At 62.4% G+C, this 25042-nt stretch carries 23 protein-coding genes and 1 pseudogene; 13 read left to right on the top strand and 11 right to left on the bottom strand.

Translation table 11 applies throughout. The features are described from left to right. Nucleotides 1-89 precede the first annotated feature (89 nt). The 3 genes from phnF to AC1DNW_RS13290 all read left to right on the top strand — a co-directional run bounded on the left by phnF (nt 90) and on the right by AC1DNW_RS13290 (nt 3045). Nucleotides 90-842 carry a phosphonate metabolism transcriptional regulator PhnF gene (phnF, locus tag AC1DNW_RS13300; protein ID WP_477853077.1) on the top strand — a complete coding sequence of 251 codons (753 nt, stop codon included), beginning with the start codon at nt 90-92 and terminating at the stop codon, nt 840-842. 95 nt (nt 843-937) lie between these two features. Continuing rightward, on the top strand, nt 938-1780 hold the full coding sequence (locus AC1DNW_RS13295; protein ID WP_477853076.1) for an isocitrate lyase/phosphoenolpyruvate mutase family protein: 843 nt from the start codon (nt 938-940) through the stop codon (nt 1778-1780). Nucleotides 1781-1872: 92 nt separating this feature from the next. Further along, nucleotides 1873-3045 carry an aminotransferase class V-fold PLP-dependent enzyme gene (locus AC1DNW_RS13290; RefSeq protein ID WP_477853074.1) on the top strand — a complete coding sequence of 391 codons (1173 nt, stop codon included), beginning with the start codon at nt 1873-1875 and terminating at the stop codon, nt 3043-3045. Nucleotides 3046-3114: 69 nt separating this feature from the next. On the opposite strand, the gene AC1DNW_RS13285 is transcribed toward AC1DNW_RS13290, so the two are convergent. The 3 genes from AC1DNW_RS13285 to AC1DNW_RS13275 form a co-directional block, all read right to left on the bottom strand. Continuing rightward, a complete protein-coding gene (locus AC1DNW_RS13285) occupies nt 3115-3597 on the bottom strand; it encodes a ProQ/FINO family protein (RefSeq protein WP_477853154.1) in 483 nt (160 codons plus the stop codon). Nucleotides 3598-3805: 208 nt separating this feature from the next. Then, entirely contained in the window at nt 3806-4780 is a 975-nt protein-coding gene (locus AC1DNW_RS13280) for a 3'-5' exonuclease (protein ID WP_477853073.1), read from the bottom strand. A gap of 287 nt (nt 4781-5067) precedes the next feature. Continuing rightward, nucleotides 5068-5385 carry a hypothetical protein gene (locus AC1DNW_RS13275; protein ID WP_477853071.1) on the bottom strand — a complete coding sequence of 106 codons (318 nt, stop codon included), beginning with the start codon at nt 5383-5385 and terminating at the stop codon, nt 5068-5070. Nucleotides 5386-5703: 318 nt separating this feature from the next. Here AC1DNW_RS13275 and AC1DNW_RS13270 point away from each other — a divergent pair, with 318 nt between their 5' ends. Next, entirely contained in the window at nt 5704-6006 is a 303-nt protein-coding gene (locus tag AC1DNW_RS13270) for a BA14K family protein (RefSeq protein ID WP_477853069.1), read from the top strand. Here AC1DNW_RS13270 and AC1DNW_RS13265 read toward each other — a convergent pair. Then, a complete protein-coding gene (locus tag AC1DNW_RS13265; protein WP_477853068.1) occupies nt 6000-6428 on the bottom strand; it encodes a response regulator in 429 nt (142 codons plus the stop codon). The two genes, AC1DNW_RS13270 and AC1DNW_RS13265, sit on opposite strands and share 7 nt — an antisense overlap. 262 nt (nt 6429-6690) lie before the next feature. Here AC1DNW_RS13265 and AC1DNW_RS13260 point away from each other — a divergent pair, with 262 nt between their 5' ends. From AC1DNW_RS13260 to AC1DNW_RS13250, 3 genes and pseudogenes are all read left to right on the top strand, one after another. Further along, the gene (locus AC1DNW_RS13260; RefSeq protein ID WP_477853066.1) at nt 6691-7143 is read left to right on the top strand and encodes a hypothetical protein; all 453 of its coding nucleotides are present in this window, start codon (nt 6691-6693) and stop codon (nt 7141-7143) included. Then, a pseudogene (locus AC1DNW_RS13255) lies at nt 7115-7643 on the top strand (DUF2493 domain-containing protein); the annotation flags it as partial. The gene AC1DNW_RS13260 and the pseudogene AC1DNW_RS13255, both read left to right, overlap by 29 nt. 103 nt (nt 7644-7746) lie before the next feature. Next, nucleotides 7747-8007, top strand: coding sequence for a WGR domain-containing protein (locus tag AC1DNW_RS13250; protein WP_477853065.1), 261 nt, complete (start codon nt 7747-7749; stop codon nt 8005-8007). A gap of 55 nt (nt 8008-8062) precedes the next feature. On the opposite strand, the gene AC1DNW_RS13245 is transcribed toward AC1DNW_RS13250, so the two are convergent. Beyond that, a complete protein-coding gene (locus AC1DNW_RS13245; protein ID WP_477853063.1) occupies nt 8063-8233 on the bottom strand; it encodes a hypothetical protein in 171 nt (56 codons plus the stop codon). Nucleotides 8234-8678: 445 nt separating this feature from the next. Between AC1DNW_RS13245 and AC1DNW_RS13240 the strand changes: the two genes are divergently transcribed. Both AC1DNW_RS13240 and AC1DNW_RS13235 read left to right on the top strand, forming a co-directional pair. Continuing rightward, entirely contained in the window at nt 8679-8990 is a 312-nt protein-coding gene (locus AC1DNW_RS13240; RefSeq protein ID WP_477853062.1) for a DUF736 domain-containing protein, read from the top strand. A gap of 351 nt (nt 8991-9341) precedes the next feature. After that, nucleotides 9342-9512 (top strand): hypothetical protein, encoded by a 171-nt coding sequence (locus tag AC1DNW_RS13235; protein ID WP_477853060.1) that lies wholly within the window; start codon nt 9342-9344, stop codon nt 9510-9512. Between the two features lie 58 nt (nt 9513-9570). On the opposite strand, the gene traG is transcribed toward AC1DNW_RS13235, so the two are convergent. The 3 genes from traG to traC are packed head-to-tail and all read right to left on the bottom strand — an operon-like array spanning nt 9571 to nt 11993. Beyond that, on the bottom strand, nt 9571-11493 hold the full coding sequence (traG, locus tag AC1DNW_RS13230; RefSeq protein ID WP_477853058.1) for a Ti-type conjugative transfer system protein TraG: 1923 nt from the start codon (nt 11491-11493) through the stop codon (nt 9571-9573). Further along, on the bottom strand, nt 11480-11695 hold the full coding sequence (gene traD / locus AC1DNW_RS13225) for a conjugal transfer protein TraD (protein WP_477853056.1): 216 nt from the start codon (nt 11693-11695) through the stop codon (nt 11480-11482). Before traD ends, traG begins: the two co-directional genes overlap by 14 nt. Before the next feature lie 4 nt (nt 11696-11699). Continuing rightward, entirely contained in the window at nt 11700-11993 is a 294-nt protein-coding gene (gene traC, locus AC1DNW_RS13220; RefSeq protein ID WP_477853054.1) for a conjugal transfer protein TraC, read from the bottom strand. Between the two features lie 246 nt (nt 11994-12239). On the opposite strand from traC, the gene traA reads away from it, so the two are divergent. The 4 genes from traA to AC1DNW_RS13200 are packed head-to-tail and all read left to right on the top strand — an operon-like array spanning nt 12240 to nt 17885. Next, nucleotides 12240-15545, top strand: a complete 3306-nt coding sequence (gene traA / locus AC1DNW_RS13215) for a Ti-type conjugative transfer relaxase TraA (protein ID WP_477853153.1) — start codon at nt 12240-12242, stop codon at nt 15543-15545. Between the two features lie 47 nt (nt 15546-15592). After that, nucleotides 15593-16117, top strand: a complete 525-nt coding sequence (gene traF / locus AC1DNW_RS13210) for a conjugative transfer signal peptidase TraF (protein ID WP_477853152.1) — start codon at nt 15593-15595, stop codon at nt 16115-16117. Continuing rightward, nucleotides 16107-17273, top strand: coding sequence for a conjugal transfer protein TraB (locus AC1DNW_RS13205; RefSeq protein ID WP_477853053.1), 1167 nt, complete (start codon nt 16107-16109; stop codon nt 17271-17273). Before traF ends, AC1DNW_RS13205 begins: the two co-directional genes overlap by 11 nt. An 18-nt stretch (nt 17274-17291) precedes the next feature. Continuing rightward, complete coding sequence (locus AC1DNW_RS13200) at nt 17292-17885, top strand: lysozyme family protein (protein ID WP_477853052.1); 594 nt, start codon at nt 17292-17294, stop codon at nt 17883-17885. A 130-nt stretch (nt 17886-18015) separates the two neighbouring features. On the opposite strand, the gene AC1DNW_RS13195 is transcribed toward AC1DNW_RS13200, so the two are convergent. The 3 genes from AC1DNW_RS13195 to AC1DNW_RS13185 are packed head-to-tail and all read right to left on the bottom strand — an operon-like array spanning nt 18016 to nt 25035. Next, nucleotides 18016-22965, bottom strand: a complete 4950-nt coding sequence (locus AC1DNW_RS13195) for an ankyrin repeat domain-containing protein (protein WP_477853050.1) — start codon at nt 22963-22965, stop codon at nt 18016-18018. Between the two features lie 10 nt (nt 22966-22975). Next, nucleotides 22976-23899 carry an AAA family ATPase gene (locus AC1DNW_RS13190; protein ID WP_477853048.1) on the bottom strand — a complete coding sequence of 308 codons (924 nt, stop codon included), beginning with the start codon at nt 23897-23899 and terminating at the stop codon, nt 22976-22978. Nucleotides 23900-23907: 8 nt separating this feature from the next. Beyond that, nucleotides 23908-25035, bottom strand: a complete 1128-nt coding sequence (locus AC1DNW_RS13185) for a hypothetical protein (protein WP_477853047.1) — start codon at nt 25033-25035, stop codon at nt 23908-23910. Nucleotides 25036-25042: the final 7 nt, after the last annotated feature.

Genomic DNA, 25042 nt, shown 5'->3' with positions numbered 1-25042 from the left:
TATAGTGTTCTAGAACTCTAGTTCGCATACGCTCGTGAATGTTATATGACGGCGTCGGATTTCGTGATGAAAACGGATAAGGATGAAAAGTGAGATCAGAGCAGAATGGTATCAATCTCTGGCGACAGATCGGTGAAACGCTCGCCGAGGAGATCGGCAACGGCGAGTTTGCGGCAGGCGAGCGGTTGCCGCCGGCGACAAATCTGGCCGAGCGTTTCGGGGTCAACCCGCACACCGTCTTGCGCGCGATTTCCCACCTTCAGGACGAGGGGCTGGTCCGCATCGAGCGCGGCAGAGGCACATTTGTTGCCGAGACGATCCCCTATCGCATGGGCCGCAAGACGCGTTTCGAAGAAAATCTGTCCGAACTCAATCAAACGCCGTCGCGTGAACTGGTCTCGGTCGGCGAGGTTCCCGCGTCCAAGACGGTGGCTGGCGCACTGGGGGTTCGCGAGGGCGACAGTGTCGTGCTCGCCGTGCTCGTCGCAATCGCCGATGGTGTTCCGATCAGTTTCAACCGCAACCATTTTCCCAAGCGTCGTTTTGCGGCGATCTCCGAGATTTATCGACGCGAGGCCGCAGTGGAACCCCTGGATCTCGCTACCTCCCGCATTCTCGGCCTTGTCGGGGTCGCCGATTTCCAGAGGAAGCAGATCCGGATCCGCGGCCGGGAGGCAACCTCCGAAGAGACGCGACATCTGCGCATGTCGCCGAACGATAGCGTATTTGAGGTCGACGTCACGAATGTTGATCAGGCCGGCGAGCCCATCGTCTTTGGTCAGACAAGTTTCTGCATGAGCCGGATCGAGTTCGTCTGGGACTTCGACGAGGCCGGCAAATGAGCGGGATCGACCCCTCCGGCGGCAGGCACCAAAATCCGCCGTCCAGTCGGCCGGCGAGAACTCCTGCAGGCAGGGCGACGCTTCTTCGAAACCGCATGGCAGATGGCCATCTCGTCCATATCATGGCGACGCACAGCCCGCTTTCGGCGGTTCTGGCCGAGGAAGCCGGCTTCGATGGGCTCTGGGCATCGGGCTTCGAGCTTTCGGCTCTCTACGGACTGCCGGACATGAGCCTGATCTCGATGACGCAGCATCTCGACATGTTGAGGGCGATCGCCGGACGATCCTTGTTGCCGATCGTCGCCGATATCGACACCGGATACGGGAATGCGGTCAACGTCATTCATGCCGTCCAGGAGTACGAGCGGGCGGGCGCCAGCGCTGTTGTCATCGAGGACAAGACCTTTCCAAAGGTGACGAGCCTTGCCATCGGAGGCCGGCAGGAATTGTCGAGGACGGAGGAATTCCAGGGCAAGATCGAGGCTGCGGTCTCTACACGGCAGGATCCGGATTTCCTCGTCATCGCCCGGACCGAGGCACTGATCGCCGGGCTTGGTGAAGTCGAGGCGCTCACACGCGCCAGAGCCTATGTCGAGGCCGGTGCGGACATGATCCTTATCCACTCCAAGAAGAGGGATCCTGCCGAGATCGAGAATTTCTCCCGCCGATGGAACGGATCCGTGCCGCTGGTGATCGTTCCGAACGCCTATCCCGAGCTCGATGCAAAAAGGGTCAAGGCGCTCGGCAACATTGCCATGATGATCTATGGCAACTACGGGATCCGTGCAGCAACGACCGCCATGCAGCACGTCTTTGCCCGCATCATTGCCGAAGGCGGCGTTCAGAACGTCCACAGGGATATCGTTCCGGTCGAGGAAATTTTCCGCCTCCAGGAAATGGAAACGACGAAGGCGAATGAAGAGCGCTATCTACGGTAGCGTTGCCTATGTCCMCGGAACTGTTAGGCTCGGTCCGCAAGGCTTCCCGTGCGTGGGCGCAGGAGCCAGGGTGAACTCTGGGGAGGATCGGTTTGTCTCTACTGCCAGCGCCGGAGAGCCAGCCCTACGGCTCGTCCATCCGCCATCTCTGGGGCCTTTCGGATAACGACCTCATCGTCAACCACGGCGCCTATGGTGCGACACCAATCGAGGTTCTGCAGGCGCAGGGCAAGTTTCGGGCGATGATGGAAGCGCATCCCACCTATTTCATGCAGCGTGCCCTGCCCGATGCACTCAGACAGTCCGCAGCCATCCTCGCCGACTTTGTGGGCGGCAAAGCGGAGCGGCTTGTCTTCGTCGAAAACACGACCGCCGGCGTCAATGCCGTCCTGCGCTCGCTGACCCTGAATGGTGACGACGAAATCCTCATCCTGTCCCACACATATGCAGCGGTGAAGAAAACTGTCGATTACATCGCCGCCCGCAGCGGGGCCCGAACGGTCGAGGTGGCAGTCCCCTTCCCCTTTCCACAGCGCGACGTGCTTCTATCAGGTCTGGACGCAGCGATCGGTCCGCGGACAAAGCTTGCGATCCTCGACCACGTCACCTCGCCGAGCGCCTTGATCCTGCCGATCGCCGAGATGATCGCGGCGTGCCGCAACAAGGATATTCCCGTGATTGTCGACGGCGCGCATGCGCCGGGCCAGCTGCCGCTCCATGTCGATCGCCTTGGCGCAGACTGGTACGTCGGGAACTGTCATAAATGGCTGATGGCCCCGAAGGGCGCAGCGTTCATCTGCGCCAGCCCGGAAAGCGCTGATATCCATCCGACAACGATCTCCCATGGGTTCGGCGAAGGCCTGACGGCAGAGTTCGACTGGGTTGGCACGCGCGACTGGACCGCATGCCTTTCCGTGCCGGCAGCAATTGCGTTTCACGACCGCCTCGGTGGGCAAGTCCTGATGGCACGGAGCCGCGATCTTGCATTGCGAGCCGCCGCATACCTGGCGGACCGGTTCGAGACCGACGTTGCGGCGGATGGCGAATGGCATGGCGCGATGAGCCTGGTCCGAATTCCGACCGTCGGCGATGTCAGCCTGGAGACCGTATTGCGCCTGCGCTCCAGATTGCTCGACCGGCAGTGCGATGCATCGGTCACCCTGATCGGTGGCGCGATCTGGCTGCGCCTGTCGGCTGCACCCTATAATGACATCGAGGATTTTGAAAGGCTCGCCGAGCTGATCCTAACTTCGATCAAGGTCTGATGGTGGGAAACGTGAACAGGGATCCCGGCGGACGGCTCGATCGAATCGAGGGTTTGCCCCGGGCAAGGATCATACCGTCCCTGATGATCGCCGCTTGAGGAGCGCTGCACGGATCAGCTCGTTCTTCGTCGGTTCGGGGATGGGTGCCGGCGCCTCGAGCACCGTCGCGGGTGGTTCGGGCTCGCTGCGCGTCCGCTTCATTTCCAGAAACCTGCGTTGCGCTTCCAGTCTGTCTTCATCGGAAACAGGTTCGATGGGCGCACCGGCAATATCGTGGCGCATGGAACCCGGCTGGGCGCTCGCGAAATAATAACGCTTCAGACGCACATAGACGGCGGTCGCGCGTCTCAATTTGGTCAGTCCTACATCCGGCTTCAAGAGCGGTCGGATCTCATTGAAGAGCCCGAGCGCGAAGGGGCGGATCGGATCGCCCGCCTTTTGCGGCAATATCCCGATGGGACGAACGAGGAGCGCGTTGATCGCGCCGGCCTTCTGAATATCGCGTTCGGTCGCAATGACCGGGCCGCAGCTCTCTGTCCAGCGCTTTTCCATCATACCTCCGAAATAGCATTTTCGCCGTTCGACCGTCGCATCAACTGGACGATCGGATGGATAATCCTCGTTGCATCCGGATATATTCAGTGTGAACGCCAAAGCCACAGTCAACTGCGCCGAGCCGGATAATATTTTCTTGCTGCTGCAGGGCGTCCAAGGCGGACGATCCGCCAACGCGCGACGCTTATGCGACAGGCAGTGATCGCTACGCGCGGAAGCGTTCGAATGCGGTCAGCCGGCTCACAAGCGGATCGGCCTCGTCCCAGCAATAGATCTCGGAGCGCAGATATTTCACTTCCTCTTCGAGGCCTTCCTCGGCAACATCGATCCACCAGGACTTCGGCTGACCGTCGCTGCCGTCGGACCACCGGTAGCCGCGCGCCTTGAGCTGATCCTTCCTATCGAAGGGGCTGTTCTCGGCGAAGATGCGCGCGAGCGTACGTTGGCTTGCCGCGTAGAGTTCGGCAAAGGGCGCTGCCTCCTTTACCTCATCTCCAGGCTCGGTCAGCACCGCAAGCAAGGCAAAACAGTCATCGAGCGCCCGGTGTGCGCCGTGGAAATATCCCGACTGGCCGATCAGATAACCAAGCTTGGTCCCTTCCATGCCACGCGCCATCCAGTCGATCTCGGAGGCCGAACAGGCCCAGGCCTTGCCGCAAAACAGCGGAGAGAAGGCTTCGCAGAACGGCCGATCGAAGCCGGCATTGTGAGCGACGACGAGATCGGCGGGCTCCACGAGTTGACGCAGCGCGGCTGCATCGATCATCTCTGCGTCGACCATCGCGTCGGTGATACCGGTCAACCTTGTAATGTCGGGCGGTATCGGCTTCATCGGCTGCTGTAGGCCGTTGTAGATGCCGGTGACGTCGCCGATTGTGCCGAGCGCATCGAATGTGAAGGCTATGGCGCCGATTTCGATGATCTCGTCGACGCGATGGTCGAGCCCCGTCGTTTCGACATCGAGGACCACCCCGCGCAAGAGAAACTCGGGACGCAAGCTGATGGCAACCGCCTGCGGCTCGATCTTCTTCAGCACACGATAGCGGCCTGTCGCCTGAAGGTGGCGAACCATCTCTTCGTCGCTTGGCGCCTCCGAAGTCCGGCGCCTCTGCTTTGCCTCCGCCGGCATCTTTACGGGCTCGGCCCTTTCGGGTTCAAATAGATCGAACTGCTGTGTCATTTGCTCTCTTGGAGACTTCAGAGGCAGCCGTTGTGACCGCGATCTCGACCAAGTGTCTATAGTCGCTTCGCTGACCAAATTCAGCACGCTTGATGTCTTTCGGATCTAAACGACCTCGTCAACAAGGTCAGGCGGCATTCGCAGCGTCAGTCGTCTGCCCGGAAGGAGCCGACGCTACGGCGTTTGGGCAGGCAGGGCATGGTGCTCTCCGTGGAGGCGGGTCGGCCGCCCGTCGCGCCCTTCCCGATCATCTCGCAGCCCTGTTCCGTCCAGACCTTGAAGGACGTTCAATGAAGGGTGTAGGGCAGTTCGCTCCAGGACGTCGTCAGATCCTCCAGCAGGACGAGGAGTTTTTCGAACTCCGATAGCACCGAGTGGAACTCCTCATTGCTGACGGAGGAGATCTGCTGTGCCTTTTGGGAGAGTGAGCCGATCAGCCGTTCGATCCAGACGCACCGTTCGCCGGGCATATGACCGAGAATATCGGCACGATAGTCAAGCAGGTAACGCTGAACCCGTGCGACAAGTGCAAGGCGATCTGCTGCCCCGAGCGCCGCGAGGTTGCTTCGAGCCGTCCGCAATTCAGCGATGATTTCGAGCTGCATCAACTCCCCCAGGCTTCTTCAACCGCTCCTGAGGGGCGCATACCACAGACAGTGATCAAGCGACACGGACCTAAGTCCGGCGATGCCGGTCGCAGCCAGGATCCTCTCCAATCTCTCGTCGGCTCACCGCGTGTCTTCGGGCGATCGACACCCATAATCGCCGGAGCGGTATGTCGACGGCGCAGGTCTACCATTCCACGTCACGACGGCAAAGCGTTTCGTTCAGCCTGCCGGCACGCCGAGCGTGCGCTTCCAGCACAAAGGGAACAAAGCTTTGCCATTTCCGTTGCTTTCAGGAATTTCAAGTCGGAGGCGACAATGTCGCAACTCAAGAAGATCGCTGTCATGGCCGTCACCTGCGGCGGCACCTTTGCGGCATCGCTCATGCCGGCCCAGGCGCTCAGCATCATCACCCCGGTATCCGGCGAGCAGGCACCGGGTGCGGTGGCTGCCTTTGCAGAGGCGACCAGCAACGGGAACGCGGCAAATGCCTCGCTTCTTTCGGTCGAGGAGATCGCCCGTATCAAGTGGTGCGCTGAGCGATATCGATCCTACCACGCAAGCGACAACAGCTATGCGGGCGCCGGTGGTTCGAGAACGCAGTGCCGGGCGCCTCACTGACCGCGGCGTCGCCCTGCGAGGACCCGACCCGACTGCCCTGCGACACTCGTTCGGCAAGGCGGGATTGATCCCAGCTCCGTGCGGCGCGAAATCTCCCGGACAAGTGCCGTCATATCATATGGCTTTGCGCGGTAGGATACCCCTTTGTCCACGCCGGAGGTCTCGATCTTGCGTCCCGACGTTATCMAGACCGGCACCTGGCGCCGGGTCTGCGCAATCAAACGGGCCAGATCGAGCCCCGTCAGGCCGCCTGGCATATCGACGTCGGTGACAACGGCGTGGATGTCGTCGTGCCTGGAAAGGGCTGCGACCGCCTCCAGCACATTGGCGCATTCGATGACAACATGGCCTGCGGCGACGAGTTCGTCAGCGAGGGCAAAGCGGATCAAGGTTTCGTCTTCCACGACCATGACTTTTACCATTCCTGGACCTCCGTTGATGGATAGGGGCAAAACGTGGCGTCGCCCCAAAACGGCACAGGTCAAGAAGGCTGTCTTTTCCAACAGGCTTAATGAATGGCTAATGATTGCGCCCGGCCGAGTTTCAAATCCTCCTGCCCGATGCCGTGATCTTCCATCCTTAAGGCCGCGCTGTCATGGATTGACTCTTCCGGTGCGTGAGAACATAATAAGAACATCGAGGGCGTTGAGCACGCCAATCTGACAAAAAACCTGGAGAACGACGATGCAGACGCATTCGCGCGATGGCGAAACCGTAGTTGAAGTGACCATATCTCCCGTGACCGGTGTCTATTTTGGGCCCCTCGTGGCGCTGCCGACCAAAAGCGCTCATGAAGCCCTGCTGACCGCAATCGCCGGCAGAAAGGACGTCAAGCTGTTTACGTCAACGGCCTTCAATCGCGCATCGGATACGCCCTGCGCCTGTTTCGACATTGCTGTCGACGAGACCTCGGGTGACGGTTGCGGCATCTTTCGCACGATCATCGTCKAGGCCGGCGGTCACGAACCTCACGATATCGCGACGCCGGCACTCTGGTATCAATTCGACAAGCCCGAGGACGTCGTCGTAAAGGTCCACAAGCATCTTGAGGATCTGAAGTTCTTCGAAAACTTCTATTCCTATGTCGAGGCGGCGGTCGATCTGATCGAAGAAGAGCGCAGCCGCCGGGTCCACTGAGGAAGACATTCAGGACGCCTTCGAGCTGATGCGCGACCAGGCCGCCGAACACTACGAGCGCCACGTCGGCAAGGCTTGGCTCCCACGCAGCGGATCGAAGGTCAACCATCGCAATCTGACCTCGGCGATGATCGACAGCAGTGATTTCCTGATGGCGAAGAAGCGCGCCGACCAGGAGGCGCTCCTTCCACCAGGCCCGAAGATCGTCGTCACCGGCGGGCTCGATTATAACGACCATCGGCTGATCTGGGCCAAGCTCGACCAGGTCCACGAGAAGCATCCCGACATGGTGCTGATCCACGGCAAGTCGCCGAAGGGCGCCGAGAAGATCGCCTCGCTCTGGGCGAAGAACCGCAACGTACCGCAGATCGGCTTCGCGCCCGATGCTGGAGATCGTGCCGAAGGGTGTGATGCATTTCCCCGGCACCGGCATCAGTGACAATCTTGCCGATAAGGCGAGACGGCTCGGCATCCCGGTTTGGATGTCAGGGAGCGCTTGAGAGCTGCCGTCACCGGCCATCCATCATCATCATGAATCGGTGCAACCGGATCGATTCAGACTTGTCGTTGGACGCGCCGGATAAAGCGGGCGATCCTGCGCGCATGACAACGCAGTCCCATCAGCTCTATTGGCAGCGTATTGACGCGAGCCGCAACATGTCGCGCTATTATGCCGTGTCGGTCCAGCCGACCCTGTTCGGAGAGATCGCCGTCATGCGCAGCTGGGGTCGTATCGGCAAGGCCGGCGGAGAAAAGAGCGAGACCTTTTCCAATGAGGAACAGGCGATTTCTCGATTTCAGGACATCGCCCGCAGGAAGTGCAAGCGCGGATATGGCCCGGTTGGGGATGGGCCGGAGCGATGAGATTGAGGCGATACGTGCAACCGGCCGTCGCTGGTCTGGCCTGCCTCGATCTTGATCAGTCGCTCGCCCCGTCTGGAACCGCGGCCAGTTCGTTCGTCGGTGCCGCAGCCGCAGCGTCCTGATCCTGGCTCAGATCCAGGTCGCCCCAGATCGACGGCTTGCGCGCAGAGGTCTTCGACTTCCGGGTCGGCTTGATCTCGACGATGAACGGCTTGGTCTGGCGCATATATCCTCCGCGCAGGCGAATCTCTCGGCAACGATATCCGTTGCGCCGGCCTTGGCAACAGGCCCCGGGCGAGAATGTTCCGATCGGGCGACGGCCATGTCATCGGCAGACCGGGCTGAGCGGATCGCGCGGGCCGCCCCTTGGTGAAAGCACGCGTTCCAATGCTCGTTCCGTCGAGCCCCTGTTGCCGGCGCCCCCATCTGCGGGCTCGATGAGGCATGTCTGACCGTGGAGCGGCTTCGCCTCGATCGTACTGCCGCAACGGCAGCCGCAATTTTCTTACCCCTGGCGGCTGTGCCGCCATTCCGCGCCAACTAACAAAATTGCGACTTGCCGTCCTCCATTGCATTTCGGCCCTATGGGTGCGGTCCGATCGTCCCCGGTCTTTGTGACAGCCATCGAGGCCGCGATGGGCGCGGCCCGAAACAGCGAAAGGAACAGGACAATGGCAAGCATCGGCACTTTCAMCTCTACCGAGAACGGCTTTTCCGGCTCGATCCGCACCCTCGCCCTCAATGTCAAGGCGCGCATCGCCCGGATCGACAATCCCTCCGACAAGGGCCCGCACTACCGCATCTTCGCAGGTTCCGTCGAACTGGGCGCCGCCTGGCAGAAGACCTCCGAGCAAGGCCGCGACTATCTCTCGGTCAAGCTCGACGATCCGAGCTTTTCCGCCCCGATCTACGCAACGCTCTCGGAGGTCGAGGGTGAAGACGGATACCAGATGATCTGGTCGCGCCGCGTCAGCCAGGACTGACAGAAAACAGGCCCCGCCGAACGGCGGGGCCTGTTTTTTCGCTCGTCGAACCTGGCGCCGGCGTCGAGCCCGCTGTGCAAGGCTCGAAAGACACAAGCGAGCATCGAGCTCGATTGTGTCTTGTTGGTGCCCTACGGAGGGCGGGATGTCTGCTCAGATCCGCCTATTGTGGCGCGGAAAACGGACGGCCCCAAGGATGCGCGGTCCCGCCAATTTTGCGCGGTCGGACGGTGTCCGCCCCACAAAATCGGTTCCCCCGCGCCCCGCGCCGCGGTCGCTTCGCGATCCTTGACCCCGTCCCTTTCCCGCACCGCCGTACGTCATCTTTCACCCATTCAAGGAGATAGGACGATGACGTTTTTCATTGAAGCACAGATCGAGGAATTGCGGGCCGAACTGTCGAATGCGATCGACCCCCTGGAGCGCCGTCAGATCATTGCGGAGCTCGACCTGGCGCGGGCCGAGCTGAATGTTGCCCTTGCTGAACTGGCCGGCGCAATGGACACTGAACCGCCCTTTTGAGATCGGTCCCGCATCGCCGGCGCGATCGGCAATTCCATCCCAAGGACGTCTTGTGGAGCTATGGCCGTGCGCTTGCATGGAAGCGGTTCTCGTTGACGCATGCGCGCATGTCTCGCCTGCGAAACCAAATGGCCCGGCCGCATCGCAGCGGTGCGTTACCGGCCGTGAAAACGATCTGTTCGTCGGCCCGCATCTGCAGGACTTCATGCGGTAGGATCAGCGGGCGCGATGCGTGTTGCTTGGAACGCGTTCGCGACGAGCCTCTGGACTGGACACTGTGGCTTTCCTGATCGATCTCGACCGTCGTCGGGCCGCAGCGATGCGAGATATATTCCGCCGTCTCCGGATCGTTGATCGCGGCAAACGAGATCCAGCTGGCGCTCTCGAACCATTTGCTGGCAGCATCCCGCCCCCCATAGGTTTCGCGCATCTGGCCGATCGACTGGTAGATCATCGCCAGCGCGATGCCGTATTTGCGCCCGGCGTCTCTCGCGGTCTCGAGGATCCGCATGTAGCCGAGGCGGGCGGCCTCATCGAGGAGGAAAAGCGCATTCCCGTTCATCGCCCCATCCCGATTGTAGATCGCATTCAAGAATGAGCCGATGATGAGGCGGGCAAGGCCCGCATGCGTCTCAAGCGTCTTCAGGTCGATATTGATGAAAACGTCGATCTCCCCCGACGCAAGGTCGTCGGTCGAAAAACTCGAGCCCGACACCAGCGCCGCATAATTCGGGTAGGAGAGCCAATGCGTTTCCTTGACGGCATTGGCATAGACGCCGGAGAAGGTCTCCGGCGTCATATTGACGAAAACGGCGACATTTCCCCGCACGAAGTCCGACTCCGACGTCTCGTAGATTTCTTCCAGCCGCTGGCGCAGCTTCGGCTCCGGTTCCGACAGATTGGCGCGGACCTGGCGAAGCGTCTGCCGATCGGTTTCCGTGCGACCCGACAGGCAGACATCGGCAATCATTGCCGTCAAAAGCTGCTGTCCCGAAGCCCGAAAGAAATCATCGCGCAAACCTGCGAGCCGTCCGCTGTCGCTCATGATCCAGGAGGCGATCGCGGCGATGTCTTCTTCCTTGGACGCGCCGAACCTTCCGATCCAGTCGAGTGCGTTGAAGCCGATCTCGGAATGATGCGGGTCGAGGATCTTGATCCGCCGGCCAGCGTCCTCGCGATGGGCTGCGACCATCGGCGCCACTTCGTTCGAGGGATCGAGCAGGACGAGCGTGCCGCCCCACTTCAGCGCCGTCGGGATCGTTACGGATGTCGTCTTGAAGCCGCCGGAACCGGCAAAAACGATCCCGTGGGTCGAGCCGAACGAACAGTCGAAGCAGAGGAGAGGCGACCTGCCGCCGGCTCCCCAGCTTGCCTTGTCGCCCGCCCGAAACGCCTGATCGGCAACGCTTGTGCGATCCACACGATAGCACTCTCCGACGACGATGCCACCGCTTTGCGGAAAGAGTGCTTGCGCGTCGGAGAGGGACATCCAGTCGGCCTCGCCATAAATTGCCTTCCTGCCGCGTGTCCGTTTCGGACTTGTGCCGGCAAAGGCGCCGTTGCCCAAGATGGCGACGCGCAAGGCGAAACATATCGTCAAGAGCAGCGCGCCGGCGCCGATCATCGCGCCAGGGTCGAGGCGAGACAGCTGGGACTGGGCGGCGGAAAGTGTCGCGATGGACACACCCAGGCGCGCAGCTTCCCGCAGGCACGCAACAAGCAGGCTTGCGATTGCGCCGACGACGACGCCAGCGCCCGTTCGTCGAATGTCTGGGGAACCCGCACTGGAGAAAAGTACGGTTACCCCGATCGCGGCGGCGAGAAGAAAGGGAAACACGATGCCAATGCGAAGGAGGATGATCCTGTTCGCCTGGCTCCGCCCCAGGCCCGCGAGCAGATGTTCGTGACCCTGTGCCATGACGGTGACGGACAGCATCAATATGACAGCGAGGGCAGGCGGCGCAATCCTATTTCCGATCATGGGCAAACCGCTCCTCGCCGATTGCAGCCAACCTGCTTCGCTCGCTTGCATCGCAAGCAAGCCGATTGGCAAGTTCGGTCAGCGCGCCGAGAAGCACTGCACGCTTTTCCATGCGCAACCCTGCCTTGACGATCAATCCGCCGAGCTCGATTTTCTCGCGCGTATCCTTCTTGCGGGCTTCTGTCGTCGTCGCGCGCGCCATCCGTTCAAGCCTCAGATAGTGCGCCCGTAGTCGCGCCAGGCGTGAGAGCGGCCGTCTGCGATTGGCTCGTGGCAGCCGTGTCGCGCCCTGGCCAGGGCAATACGGGCTTTCCTGCTCGAAAGCGCCGGGCAAGCCGGTCGAAGGCTGCCTGAAGTTCGGCCTCGTCGAAGTCGATCTCGCCGAGCCCGGCCTTCAGGGCAAGCCGGCCGATGCGCTCGGCTTCGCGTGTCTCGGCCTGCTTCAGTTCTTCCTGCAACCGAGTGATTTCGGCGCGGATCTTCGAGGAGGGCTTCTTCACTTTCGGATCTCCTTTCATGCGGTCTCAATGTCGACCTCATGAAAGTCCGTCAGATCGGCGCGCCGATCCACTCTCACAAATGCGAGTTGGCGCAGCCAACGCCTTTGATCATCATCCCGACCGTTCCGAAGGAGCGGTTCTGAAGGGCGCAATTATACGTCGCTGGCGCGACGTCCTTGCTGAATGTCCCGGACCGTACCGCCTTTCACGGACGCCTTGATGTCGCCGATCACCGGGAGCCATGCCGTGGCCGTACCGCATTTTTCCGTCAGCATCATCACCCGCGGCGCCGGCCGCAGCGTCGTGCTGTCGGCGGCCTATCGTCACTGCGCGAAGATGGAATTCGAGCGCGAGGCCCGCGCTATTGACTATACGCGCAAGACGGGGCTGCTTTATGAGGCGTTCGAGATCCCAGCCGATGCGCCGCAATGGCTGAGCGCGATGATCGCCGATCGCCCGGTTTCCGTCGCCTCGGAACTGTTCTGGAACGCCGTGGAGGCCTTCGAGAAGCGCGTCGATGCGCAGCTTGCCAAGGATATCACCATCGCGCTCCCGATCGAGCTCTCAGCCGAACAGAACATCGCGTTGGTCCGCGACTTCGTTCTAAGCGAGATCACCGCCAAAGGCATGGTGGCAGACTGGGTCTATCATGCTGCCCCCGGCAATCCGCATGTGCATCTGATGACGACGTTGCGGCCGCTGACGGAGGACGGTTTCGGGGCGAAGAAGGTCGCCATGCTCGGAGCGGATGGCCATCCGGACCGCAATGATGTCGGCAAGATCGTGTACGAGCTCTGGGCGGGTGGCATCGATGCCTTCAACGCCCTGCGCGACGGCTGGTTCGCCTGCCAGAACCGGCATCTGGCGCTTGCCGGTCTCGATATCCGCGTCGATGGCCGATCCTTCGAGAAGCAGGGGATCGATCTTGTCCCGACGATCCATCTCGGCGTCGGAACGAAGGCCATCGAGCGCAAAGCCGCCGATGCGCGCCAAAAGATCGTGCTGGAACGGATCGAGCTTCAGGACGAGCGCCGGACCCAGAATGTCCGGCGGATTCAGGTCACGCCCGATCTCGTGCTCGATCTCGTCACGCGGGAGAAGAGCGTCTTCGACGAGCGCGATGTCGCCAAGGTCCTCCATCGCTATATCGACGACGCAAACCTGTTTCAAAGCCTGATGGCGGTCATCCTGCGCAGCCCGCGCGTCCTCAAGCTGGAACGGGAGCGGACCGCTTATTCCACCGGCCTGCGTGCGCCGGCGCGCTATACGACGCGCGAGATGATCCGGCTGGAAGCTCAGATGGCGAACCGGGCGATCTGGCTGTCTCAACGCTCCTCGCATGGCGTCCCGGAAACGATCCTGCAAGCGACGGTCTCGCGTCACGTGCAGCTGTCGGACGAGCAGACGACGGCCATCGAGCATGTAGCCGGCGGCGCGCGGATCGCAGCGGTGATCGGCCGCGCCGGTGCCGGCAAGACGACGATGATGAAAGCAGCCCGGGAGGCCTTCGAGGCAGCCGGCTATMGCGTGATCGGCGCGGCTCTAGCCGGCAAGGCGGCCGAAGGACTGGAGAGGGAAGCGGGCATTGCGTCGCGGACCCTGTCGTCCTGGGAACTGCGCTGGAATGGCGGGCGGGACCGGATCGACGACAAGACCGTTTTTGTTCTCGACGAGGCCGGGATGGTGTCGTCGCGGCAGATGGCCTTCTTTGTGGAGATGATCACGAAGGCCGGCGCCAAACTCGTCCTGATCGGTGATCCCGAGCAGCTTCAGCCGATTGAAGCCGGTGCCGCCTTCCGCGCGATCACCGATCGCATCGGCTATGGCGAACTCGACACGATCTACCGGCAGCGCCCGCAGTGGATGCGTGACGCTTCACTCGATCTCGCCCGCGGCAATGTCGCAAGTGCGCTCGGCGCCTACCGCAGCCACGGCAGGATCATCGGCGCGAAGCTGAAGGAGGACGCAGTCACCCGTCTGATCGAGGACTGGGAGCGTGACTACGATCCGAACAAGACGTCGCTGATCCTTGCTCACCTGCGCGCCGATGTTCGCGGCCTGAACGACAGGGCACGTGCGCGGCTGGTCGCGCGCGGCATCCTCGAGGAGGGCTACGTCTTTGAGACGGACGAGGGCAAGCGCAGATTCGCGGCAGGCGACCAGGTCGTCTTCCTGAAGAACGAGACCTCCCTCGGTGTGAAGAACGGCACGCTGGGCAAGGTGGTCGAGGCGGCGGTCGGCCGCATCTGTGTCGAGATCGGGGCTGGTGACGATCGCCGGCAGCTCGTGGTGGAGCAGCGCTTCTATCGCCATGTCGATCACGGTTATGCCACGACCATCCACAAGAGCCAGGGTGCCACGGTCGACAGGGTCAAGGTGCTTGCCTCGCTCTCGCTCGACCGGCACCTGACCTACGTGGCGATGACTCGCCATCGCGAGGATCTCAACCTCTATTTTGGCCGCCGATCCTTCGCAAAGGCGGGTGGGCTCGAGGCCATCCTGTCGCGCCGGAATGCGAAGGAAACCACCCTCGACTACGAGGGCGGCCCCTTCTACCGACAGGCGCTCCGCTTTGCCCAGGCGCGTGGCATGGAGCTTGTCCACGTTGCGCGCACGCTGATTGCCGAGCGGCTCGTATGGATCGTCAGCCAGCGCGCCAGGCTGATCGATCTTGGCCATCGCCTTGCAGCGCTGACTGCGACGATCGCGCTGCGCAAGCGCGCCAATCTGAAAAATCCGGAAACGGCAACGGAGGTAGGGCCGATGGTGGCTGGAATGACCGCATTCGCGCGATCGGCGGACGGCGTCGTCGACGACAGGCTCGCGGCCGATCTCGGCCTGAAGAGCCAGTGGCAGGAGATCTTGCGACGCTTCACCACCGTCTACAGCGAGCCGGAGGCCKCGTTCCTAAGGATCGGCTTCGAGGCGATGCTGAAGGACGCGTCGGCAGCGAGGGCCACGCTTGCGAAAATGGCTGCCGAACCGGAAGCGTTCGGCGCACTGAAAGGAAAGACGGGCCTGTTTGCGAAGGGCTCAGACAAGGCAGACCGTGACCGCGCTCTCAGGAGCCTCCCTGCCCTCGCCGGCAGCCTTGGCGACTATCTGCGCCAGTATCATGCCGCAGAAAGGCACGCCCATGCGGAGGTTGCGATCGGCCGTCGCAAGGCCGCAGTCGAAATACCGACCCTGTCTGCCGGTGCCAGGCAGATGCTGGACCGGATCGGGGACGCGCTCGACAGGAAGGATCTGTCCTCCGTCATCCAGCTTGCGCTCGCCGACACGATGGTGAAGGCGGAACTCGATGGGTTTGCGAAGGCGGTCGGCGAACGGTTTGGTGGCCGCACCTTCCTCGGCAATGCGGCACAGGATCCTGACGGAGAAACGTTCAGGACAATGACGGCCGAGATGAATTCGACACAAAAGGCGGAGATCCGCTCCGCCTGGCGCGCGATGCGAACCGCCCAGCAGCTTGAGGCGGCCGAGCGCACCGCATTTGCCCGCAATCAGGTCCAATCCGAGCGCCAGGCGAAAACCGCGAGACAATCCCTGTGACCCGCCAGCCAGCATCTCGAACCGGCCGGCTTCGCGCCTTCGCGTCCATGCGCGGCATTGGTATCGCCTGTCTGCTCGTCGGCGTTCCGGCAGGCCTTGCCGTTGCCGTTGCCGATCAGCTCGGCATCAGGCTCAATCTGACGCCCAGCGAGCCGATCGGCATCTGGCGCATTGCCCGTCTCGACCGGCCTGTGGCGGTCGGCAACCTCGTCTTCGTCTGTCCGCCGCAGCGATCAGACATGCGGCGAGCCAGAGAGCGCGGATATCTGCGATCGGGTCGGTGTCCGGGCGGGTTTGCGCCGCTGATCAAGTCGGTCGCCGCAATCGCCGGTCAACGGATCGAGATCGGCGCTGCCGTCGGCATCGACGGCGTCTTTCTTCCACACTCCAGGCTCCTGGCGGTCGACGGGCGCGGACGGCCCCTGACATCCTACGGAGGAGGCGTGGTTGCCGCCGGAGAAGTGTTCCTTCACTCGCCCGTTCGGGCATCCTTCGATTCGCGTTATTTCGGGCCGGTTCCCGCCTGCGGCATTCTCGGCCTGGCAAAAGAGGTGGCGACCTATGCGCCATGACTGCCCGTGCTTGCCGGTGCTTGTTTGCAGCTCTGTCGCGGCAGGCTGTATCGGCTGGAGCGGCGCGGTCAGCCTGCTTCCTGCTGCGATGGCTTTTCCGGGGATCTGGTCGGTCTGCCGTAGTCGGCGGCAAGCCGGCGCCGTATCGGCTGCCTATTTCCTCTCGGCGTCACGCGGCCTGCCGCAGGGTGTGGCGACCTTCTATGTCACTGATGTCTGGCCCGGTCTTTTTCTATGGCTCGCCGCTTCAATTGGTTTTGTCGTCGTTCATTCGCTCTGCTGGACGAAAACGGCGGGGTGGAGAAAAGCGTCCCGCTACCTCGCGGCCTGCCTCCTCATGGCGATCCCACCCTTCGGGATCACYGGATGGGCCAGTCCGCTGACAGGCGCGGGGGTTCTGTTTGCAGGCTGGGGCTGGGCGGGACTGGCCGCGAGCGCAGCCGGCCTGGCGGTCATGACGACACGCCTTCGACCGGTTGGCGCCATCATCCTTACGGGATTCTGGCTCTGRTCCGCCGCGACCTGGACGGACCATTTGATACCGAGTGGCTGGCAGGGCGTCAATCTCGCATCGGGGTCGGCTCTGGGTCGCGATACCGGTTTGAACGCGCAGCGTGATCTCCTTGCAACGGTGCGCAAGGCGCAGGCGAGCGGAGGCAGCATCATCGTGCTGCCGGAAAGCGCACTGGGCTTCTGGACGCCGACCGCCGAGCGCCTGTGGCGCAGGGAACTCGCCGATGACGCGCTTACCGTCCTTGCCGGCGCGTCGGTCGCGGACGCGTCAGGCTACGACAATGTTCTTGTCAGCATCAGCAGGACGGAAAGCCGTATCCTCTACCGTCAACGCATGCCGGTGCCGATCGCGATGTGGCAGCCCTGGCAAAGCTGGATGGGGCAGACCGGCGGCGCGCATGCGCATGTCTTGGCGCCGGCCGGGCGGATGGTTCGAGGACAGCATGTCGCCATCCTGATCTGCTACGAGCAGCTGCTGATCTGGCCGATTCTTCAATCGATGTGGGATGATCCCGACGTCGTGGTTGCGGTCGGCAATGGCTGGTGGACTTCGGGCACCTCGATCGTGGACGCGCAACGCGCCGCAATGCTTGCCTGGGCGAGGCTCTTCGGCAAGCCGGTCGTCTTTTCCTTCAACACCTGATCCAAGGAGGATGCCAGCATGGACCCAGCCCTGATTGCAAGATGTGCAGACCCGTCTTTGAAACCTGCCGTCGTCGAGACATTTCTCGCGTCTGTTGGATCCCCGGATCCGCTGGCTGTGACGGTGGTGTCGGGAGGACGATTGATGTTGCTGCCCAAACCAGCCGATACAGCCGAGGCGATCTCCCTCGTCCGACGCTATGCCGGTCACGCCGTCGTCAGGGTCGGTTTGACGCAGATGCCGGCAGGACTCGGAGCGAGGCAAGTCGACGATATCGATCCCAATCTTTTCGACGATTGTACGAACGTGAGGCGCGGCTCGGCGCTGTTTGCCAAGGTGATGCGGATCGTCGCGCGATGGTATGGAAATCCACAAAATGATGAGGGCGCCACAATGATCTTCGAGGACGCGAGCCAGGCTTGGAAAACGGGCTTTTTCGAAGGTACGAACGTCTTTGTCACTGCCGATCCCGGCCGCGATCTTCCGGCACCCGACCCTCCATCGGCAGAGGATCCCAAGCCTGAGGAGGCGTCGCCTTCTCCAAGCGATGATCATGATATTGGCCGAGCCGGGATACGGATTGATTTGTCGCGCATCAGCGGAAAGAGCTAGTGCATGGTTCCGCCTGCTGAAACGCTTTTGTCTAGCGACAACCATGTGGGGCGGCCGTTTTCAGATCAGGCTCGAATTCAGCGATCGCGGTCGCCTGCGGACAGCAATCCGCAGGACATCGGATGCGTATTCACGCGTAATAGAAGATAGTGCCGTCGCGGCCGAAGGCCGGAGCTGGCTGCTTCTGCCATTTTAAAAGCAGCGTATCGCTCAACATTTCGACCATGCCGCTCGGAGTGATCTGGAACGCGGCATCGAACAGCGCCTTTCCATACCGAACGAATGCCCGCCCTGTCCAGAGACCGTTCTCGCCGCGGGTCATCGAGGCTGATGCGCGGCGAATCTGCTGCGGGTCGAAAGCAGATTCTGGAACATGCGCACGCAGCGCCGCCTCGTTGTCGATAATCGCAAACATGCCTTCCTCGCCATGAACCGCATGGCAGAAGAATTTCAGGTATGCGATGGCGTCCGCCTCGCGCTCAAGTTTTGGCGGTTCGACTCGATTCATCTCGTGGATCGCGGCCGAGTGACCGTCGACGGCGAAGATTTCGGCGCCTTGTGCGTCCCTTACGACTGCAGAAATGCCGCAGATGCGGTCGTTCCGCTGCCACCAGTACTCGATGAGAATCCGCCTGGAGTCGTAGGGGAGCGTCGTCTGGCGGGAGGCCGCCGTGTGCCATGTCCCAACCCGTGCGGGCAGGGGCACCGGCAGCGCGTCGTTCATTCCTGCCGTGCGAACGACCGGCGGTTCCGTCAGTTCCCGCCACTCCGCTCCCAGCGGCAGCATGGAAAGGCGAGCCAGATCGATCGCGCTGGGCGGGTCTGCCAGCCATTGCTTGACCTTCAGCCCGGCGGCCGGCCCTTCCATTTCTTCGCCGAACAGCCTTGTGGTGTGAAGCACAGCCGCAGTGCCGACAAGCGTTGCGAGTTCGCCCGCAGTCCGCCCATCCCGTCGCTGCTTTGCCGCAAGATGCGGCTCGATGGACAGGATCTTTTCGACCGCGTCGGCGTGACCGCAGGCAGCCGCATAATGCAGGGCAGTATTCCCTGCATCATCTGCCAGCCCAAAGTCTGCGCCGCGTTGAGCCATCTTCTCCAGGAGCCTGTCACGATCTTCCAGATCCTTTCCCGCCGCAACGACATGGACCAACCTTATGCCGTTCTCCGCGGCCCGGTTGAGGTCGATCGGTAGTTCGATGAGTGGACCTAGATCGACGCTTGCACCGATTTTCATGTTTTCCATGATCATCCTGACAACGCCTGCACGCTCTCCGCCGTCATCAAGACCCTGCAGGATGTCATGTAGCGGCTTCTGCCGGTTGCCTCGCAGCAGGGGAAACAACGGGAAAGGCGTCAGATCCGCATCTGCCCCTGCCTTCGCCAGAAGCTCTGCGATGCCATGCAGCTCCGCCGTGGCGATCTCATCGGCGTTTCGAACCAGCGCGGCCACCACGGCGGCGGACCGTTCCCCTCCCTCCCGAGGGTCGGGCGGGTTCGGGTCAGCACCGTGTTCCAGCAGCGCCGCAACGGCCGCCCGATGTCCTCCGGCGACAGCGATTTCCAATGCACTCGTGCCATTTTCCAGTTTCGCATTTGCTGTTGCCGGATCCTGCCCAAGCAGCAGCCGCATGCACTCTCCATTTCCTGACGACGCGGCCATCAGCAAGGGAGTCCATCCGTTCTCGTTTCGAAAATCCACCCGATCATCATGCTTCAGGGCGAAACGAACGAGCGCCGGATCACCCCGGTATGCGGCGCCGTGCAGGAGCGAATTGCGCTCGCGTCCGCTCAGGGCCTTGGGGTTCGCCCCGCGGGCCACCAGCTCTTCAAGCCGAGCAACGCTCAGGATTTTGTCGAAGTCGGCAAACCAGATGATCCCCGCCAGCAATCCCTCTTCCTCGCCGTTCTCGATGTAGTGAACAGCCGGATCGGCGCCGAGATCCAGCAGCTTGCGGAATGCTGCACCCCCGTCGGACGCCCATACCGTATTGTCCAGGGGGCTGGCGCCCCTGACGTCGCGCACATTCACGTCGGCCCCCGCCTCAACAAGCCGTTCGACCAGGGAGGCAGCGTCAGGCCGGTAACCGGCCAGATGAAGTGCAGTCATGCCCGTCGCCGGCAGAGGTATGTTGACCGATCCAGCGATTTCGCTTCTGTCTAGCGTGTCGAGCTGTCCACTGAGAACCGCGCTGAAGAGACGTGCGGCTGCCGGGTCGACTTGCAGGCCGGCGCGGATCTCGGCAGGCGTGATTTGAAGGTTCCAGGAGTGGATGGCGTGATGAATCGTGTTGACGAGGCGGTTTTCCCGATCGCGCAGCGCCTCCAGCATCACGGACGCGCGCGCATCTCCTAGCGGCAGGAGTCGCAGCCCGTAGGTGCGCCCGATGCCGCCCCTAATGACGGCGCCCGGCGCTTGGCCTTTGCTCGACTGACGCTGCTGCGAGGAGATGCCGGCCGACTCATCGTTGCCGTCGGCAAGAGAGGCTGGCGGCTCGAAGATGGCGAGCTTTTTGCCGAAACGGACCGCAATCAGCCCGCTATCGCTCATTGCGATACGCCGGCTGTACCTTTCCTTGGCGGCAAGTTCGAGTCCAAGGGTGACAGGCTTTGCCGGTCCCTTACCGTCCGCCCCGGGGTTTGGAAAGAAATGAATCCTGTCTGTGGATACGTCATCAGCGCTATTGTACCAACTACCAACAGCCGCGCCGGCGGCAGACACCGCCAGGGCGTTCGCCCTCGGCCAGTGCGAAGATATCCTCCAGCGATGCACCGACAGCGCCTCGCCTTCTCCGACCGGATGCGCAGTCCAAAGGCCCTTGGAGGTGGACACCGCAAAATGCCCCGCCTGTACGGCAATCCGCAGCAACGCGTCGTCCGTGTCCGAATTGGGCAGGCCGACCGCTGCCATCCGGACCGATCGCCGGTCTGGCTGAAAGAAGAAGATGCGGCCGTCGTCCTGCCAGGCCGGCTGATCTGCGTCGCTCAGTTTTTCTGCCGGCTTCTCCGGCTCCAGTTCCGGCTCGGCTGCGGCGTCCGCTCTGCCGATCTCATTCAGCCCGATCGGATCGTAAAGCCGTTCGCCGAGTACAAGAATTTCATCGTCGAACCACAGCGCTGCATCCACGGGTGTGTCCGCGGGCACGTTGCGAATAAAACAGGGAGCAAGCTCCCGTATGTTGCCGGTAAGACCCAGCACGACCGCGCGGTCCGGTAAGCGCAAGACAACCGTGTCGAGCAGCCCGCCGTCGGTTGCAGGGTCCGCTAGCGACACCACCTGCCCAGGCGGCCAGAGCCCAACGTTTGTCACCGGGCTATTCCTCCCGTCAGCCTCCGGCTGCTTTCGCCAGATCTCAAGTTCGCCGAGTGAGAGATCTTCGCCAGGCTGCAGCAGGATGCGAATATCGGCCCCTACATCGTTCAATCCTATCTTCAGCCGCTGATCCGAGACCGTTAGCGTCAGATAGTTTGGCGACAGCGCCTCTTCAGTCTCGATGCGCGGCCTTGAACGGAAACCCGGGGCAAGCTCGCGGGCGCGCTCCTCGGTTCCGTCCTGCTGCGCGATCTCTGCCAGCAGCGCCTGGACCTCGGCCAGTTCCGTCTGGTCAGGAGGGTTTGGCCGATGCTGTGAGCGAAGCCACCGAACGGTATCGCCGACAAGCTGGTCAAGGCCCCGTCCGGCACGCACGCGCAACAGTGCCGCGTGGGCGAAGGCCGCGGTGTCATACCAGTCGGGTGGCAGCCGGCCGCTTCTGAACCGGTCGAACTGCGCGACCCGGCCTGATAGCGCGCCGATCGTTCCTCTTGTCATCATGATGTCCGAAGTCCAGATGGCGTATTCGTGCCACGCTCCAAGCCAGGGGGCGACAGGAACGAGCCGCGCCCCCATTCGAAACTCCGGGGTCTCCTTCTCGTCCACCGCCGCTGCGCGCAGCACCTTATAAAGGCGTGGCGGGTCCTGCAGTGCCAACCGGATTGATCTGAGCGTGAATTTATCCACGTCATAGACCGTTGACAGGAGGCGACACATCAGGTCCAGACCCCAGTCAAGCGTTTCACCGATCGGCGGGGCGGCCCGGAAACGCAGATGTGGAGCCCATCGGCCTGAGGCAAAGCCCGCCATACGTCGCGGGGTCAAAGTGTCGTCCCAGGGCACAAGCCGGCCAAGTATTGGTTTCGGGCCGGTAACCAGCCTTGGAAAAGCCGGTGGCGGCACCTGGTCCCCGCCGTCGCCCGGGGACAGGACCACAGCCTTGGCGCGCCTGCTCGTCAGTTCGGCTGCGAAAGCCGTCCAGGCGTCGAAACCCGTATGCGGATGACCATGCCTTCGTGCATAGCCCTGCAGGTCGCTGAGGATCAGAACCGTTCCCGCTGCCGGAATCTCCGTCGCCGACGGCAGCTGGCCCTCTCGCGTGATCTTTGCCACGCTCAGCCTGTCGGKGCCGATCAGCCGTTTCAGCCGTGCCTCCAGGCGCACCATGTCCGGCTGGAACGGCACCATGCCGACACCGTAATCTGCGACCAGCAGGATCTTGTCGCCGAAGCCCCGCCRCCGTCGCCGCGGCAGGCGCAGGATCGGCCGCAGCTGCGCCACGTCCTTCACCAGGGCAGGAACGTCGACGCGACGGGTCGCTACGAGGTGCGTGCCCAACGCTCCGATCACTGCGCGCAGCTGTCCGGGCCTGATCAATGGCACGTGCGCGGGCAGGTCGGAACGACCGTCCGCCCCCCAGCGTCCTTCGTCACCGCGATGCTGCAGGCGTTCACCCAGCACATCGCTGAGGCGTGTTTTGAACGGCTTCTCGGCCGCACTCACAATTTCTGGACCGGCGCCGACGGTTCTACTCGAACGCTGCGGCCAAAAGCGCAAATCGCGGGGAATGCGAACATCCCCCTCGTTTTCGGGCTCTTTAAAAGGCGGGAGCTCCGGCCCTGCCTCTGGGGCCTTCCCGAACGGCTCATCGACCGGCGGCGCTCCGATGATCTGGTCGATGGCGGCCAGAACGTCACCCGCTTCCGCGAATGCGGAGCCGAGGCCCATCAACTCCCGATACGAGATGTTTGGAGGAAAGCTCTGCGCCATCGCGCGCCTCCTATCGCGCCCGCGTGTCGTGCCGGCGGCGCATCGCGGCAAAGCGTCCCATCAGCTCGAGGAACCGCGGCCAGTCCTTTGCCGCCTGTCCGTATTCAATCGCCGAATCGACCAGGTCCACAAAGCCGGCCACATTGATCCCGACGCCGCCCTGGGTTGTTTCGAGGCTTGCGAGATCTGTAAGCTGCTCATCCGTCAGATCGATGTCCGCGGTCTGATCAGGCCGGGCGGCGATATGTGCCCGCGCAATCGGGACGGCCTGCTCCTTGCCGGGAGGCTCTATGCGCACGGGGATGCACCGGCGGCGAAACGCGTCGGACAGGTCACGGTCACCGTTCGACGTGATCACGACCAGAAGCTGATGCTCGCGTTTCCGCTTGATCTCCATCCTTGCCACCGGCGGCACGAATCGTCCCTCATCGAATACGTCAAGCAGATCGTTGGCGAAATCGAGGTCGCCTTTGTCGATCTCGTCGATCAGAACAACCCTGCCCCGCTCGAGTGCCTCGTTCTCCAGTACCGCGAGCCGCCGCCCGCCGTTCTCCGCCAGAAATGCAGCGGCGTGCCAGGGGTCGAAGGCCTGCCACAGAATCCCGGGGGTGACGTAATGGGCCGGTGCCTGCGCGTTCTTCTGGGTGTCCGTAGCGTCGCTCAACCGCCCGACCGCGTCGAACTCCCCCTTGAAATCGGCGGCCTCAGCGCGCGAGGTGACCGTCTCCTTCATGAGCGCCCAGCGCTGGAAAGCGGCAATTCCGGGCGCAAGCGACGACTTGCCCACGCCGGCCGGTCCCTCCAAAAGAAGCGGGCGTGATATTGCGATTGCGACGTTGACGGCGTCTATCAGATCCGGGTCGAAAAAATGGTGGGTCTGCCCGTCTTCCGGTTTGCGCGGCGGGTTGAAGAAGGGGCGCATATTGTCAGTCATGGCCTGTCCTATCCGGCTTGAGTAAACCTGTTGATCGCCGCAAAATGCGTTCGCAGTGCCGCGGCCTTGATGACGACAGGAGTGATCGGCACTACCTCATCATCCGACAGAAGACTTTCGCTCATATGGTCCGGCACGCCGATGACGGTGATATTGCCAGTACCCTTGAGTGCGTCCCTGGCGGCGCTCGTCGCCCGGAAAAAACGTCCCCGAGGAGCGTGCGGCGACGGCGGGGAGCCCGAAAAAACCGGCACGTCGCGGGTATCCCCGATCTGGGTGTCCGTAAACCCGAACTGATCGCGTTCCGCTGTCGTCACCTCCACTGAAGGTTCGTCGAGAAAAATAGCCGTCATCACGGCACGCAGTTCGTCCTCGCTGCCCTCCACCAGAACGGGCCGGCTGTCGCTGCCGTAAAGCGTCAACCTATCCTCGGGTGCGAGCACGCCGATCTGCTCCAGAAGCCAGGCCCTTGCCGTATGCCGCAATCGAGCCCAGTCGATCGAGTCGGTCCTGGTCTGGAGTTCGTCCGCCTTACCGCGCGCCCGAAGCGCCAGAAGCCAGCCGAGCGCGTCCTCCAGTGCGGCTGCCGCCAGCCGCGGATGCGCCGTGATCCAGTCCTCGATCCTGTTTCTGGCGATGTCCGGTTCGAAGCCGCCGCGAAGACCATCTTCCTCCGGTGTTCGCCAGCCACGGGCAAGTGCTGCCGCAAGGATCACTCTCGCCTCGGGTGGCGCTGCCTTGTCGTTCGGCTCCACCGTGACGGTGGCTTCGTTCGGTAGATAGTCGAAATAGTCGTCTTCCTCACTGAAGATCAGATCCTTCCGCCGCGCCTCATCGCATATCGCGCAGACGGTTCCGCCCTGCTTATCGAGCGCACGCGCCCTCGGCTGCTCGGCTACGTCCTGCCGCCCGGCACGGGAATCGTGCGACCTGAGACGCTTGAGTGCGGCCAAGCATTCGCTGATCTGCGCAACGGCACCATTGAAGTCGTCCCGCTCTACGGTAAGCCGATAGCTCGGCTTAAGCCGCAGAAGGGCGAAATCCCTCTCGCGTGGCTTGAAGAATTCGAAATCGAGCCCCGCAGAGGCTCTAAGATAGGAATCCAGCTTACGCAGGGCCTTGACAGCGAAGAGCATCGGGTTG

The sequence above is a fragment of the Rhizobium sp. 05L429 genome (genome assembly GCF_056397645.1).
This window is presented reverse-complemented; position numbering and strand designations above follow the sequence as displayed.

Excerpts from the sequence above, each read along its gene's own strand:
- traF (WP_477853152.1), top strand. The coding sequence starts at position 15,593 with ATGCGCGGCATTGGTATCGCCTGTCTGCTCGTCGGCGTTCCGGCAGGC.
- traD (WP_477853056.1), bottom strand. The coding sequence starts at position 11,695 with ATGGCGCGCGCGACGACGACAGAAGCCCGCAAGAAGGATACGCGCGAG.
- AC1DNW_RS13275 (WP_477853071.1), bottom strand. The coding sequence starts at position 5,385 with ATGCAGCTCGAAATCATCGCTGAATTGCGGACGGCTCGAAGCAACCTC.
- AC1DNW_RS13250 (WP_477853065.1), top strand. The coding sequence starts at position 7,747 with ATGACAACGCAGTCCCATCAGCTCTATTGGCAGCGTATTGACGCGAGC.
- AC1DNW_RS13280 (WP_477853073.1), bottom strand. The coding sequence starts at position 4,780 with ATGACACAGCAGTTCGATCTATTTGAACCCGAAAGGGCCGAGCCCGTA.
- AC1DNW_RS13270 (WP_477853069.1), top strand. The coding sequence starts at position 5,704 with ATGTCGCAACTCAAGAAGATCGCTGTCATGGCCGTCACCTGCGGCGGC.
- AC1DNW_RS13295 (WP_477853076.1), top strand. The coding sequence starts at position 938 with ATGGCAGATGGCCATCTCGTCCATATCATGGCGACGCACAGCCCGCTT.
- AC1DNW_RS13235 (WP_477853060.1), top strand. The coding sequence starts at position 9,342 with ATGACGTTTTTCATTGAAGCACAGATCGAGGAATTGCGGGCCGAACTG.
- AC1DNW_RS13190 (WP_477853048.1), bottom strand. The coding sequence starts at position 23,899 with ATGACTGACAATATGCGCCCCTTCTTCAACCCGCCGCGCAAACCGGAA.
- traG (WP_477853058.1), bottom strand. The coding sequence starts at position 11,493 with ATGATCGGAAATAGGATTGCGCCGCCTGCCCTCGCTGTCATATTGATG.
- AC1DNW_RS13185 (WP_477853047.1), bottom strand. The coding sequence starts at position 25,035 with ATGCTCTTCGCTGTCAAGGCCCTGCGTAAGCTGGATTCCTATCTTAGA.
- AC1DNW_RS13200 (WP_477853052.1), top strand. The coding sequence starts at position 17,292 with ATGGACCCAGCCCTGATTGCAAGATGTGCAGACCCGTCTTTGAAACCT.
- AC1DNW_RS13245 (WP_477853063.1), bottom strand. The coding sequence starts at position 8,233 with ATGCGCCAGACCAAGCCGTTCATCGTCGAGATCAAGCCGACCCGGAAG.
- AC1DNW_RS13285 (WP_477853154.1), bottom strand. The coding sequence starts at position 3,597 with ATGGAAAAGCGCTGGACAGAGAGCTGCGGCCCGGTCATTGCGACCGAA.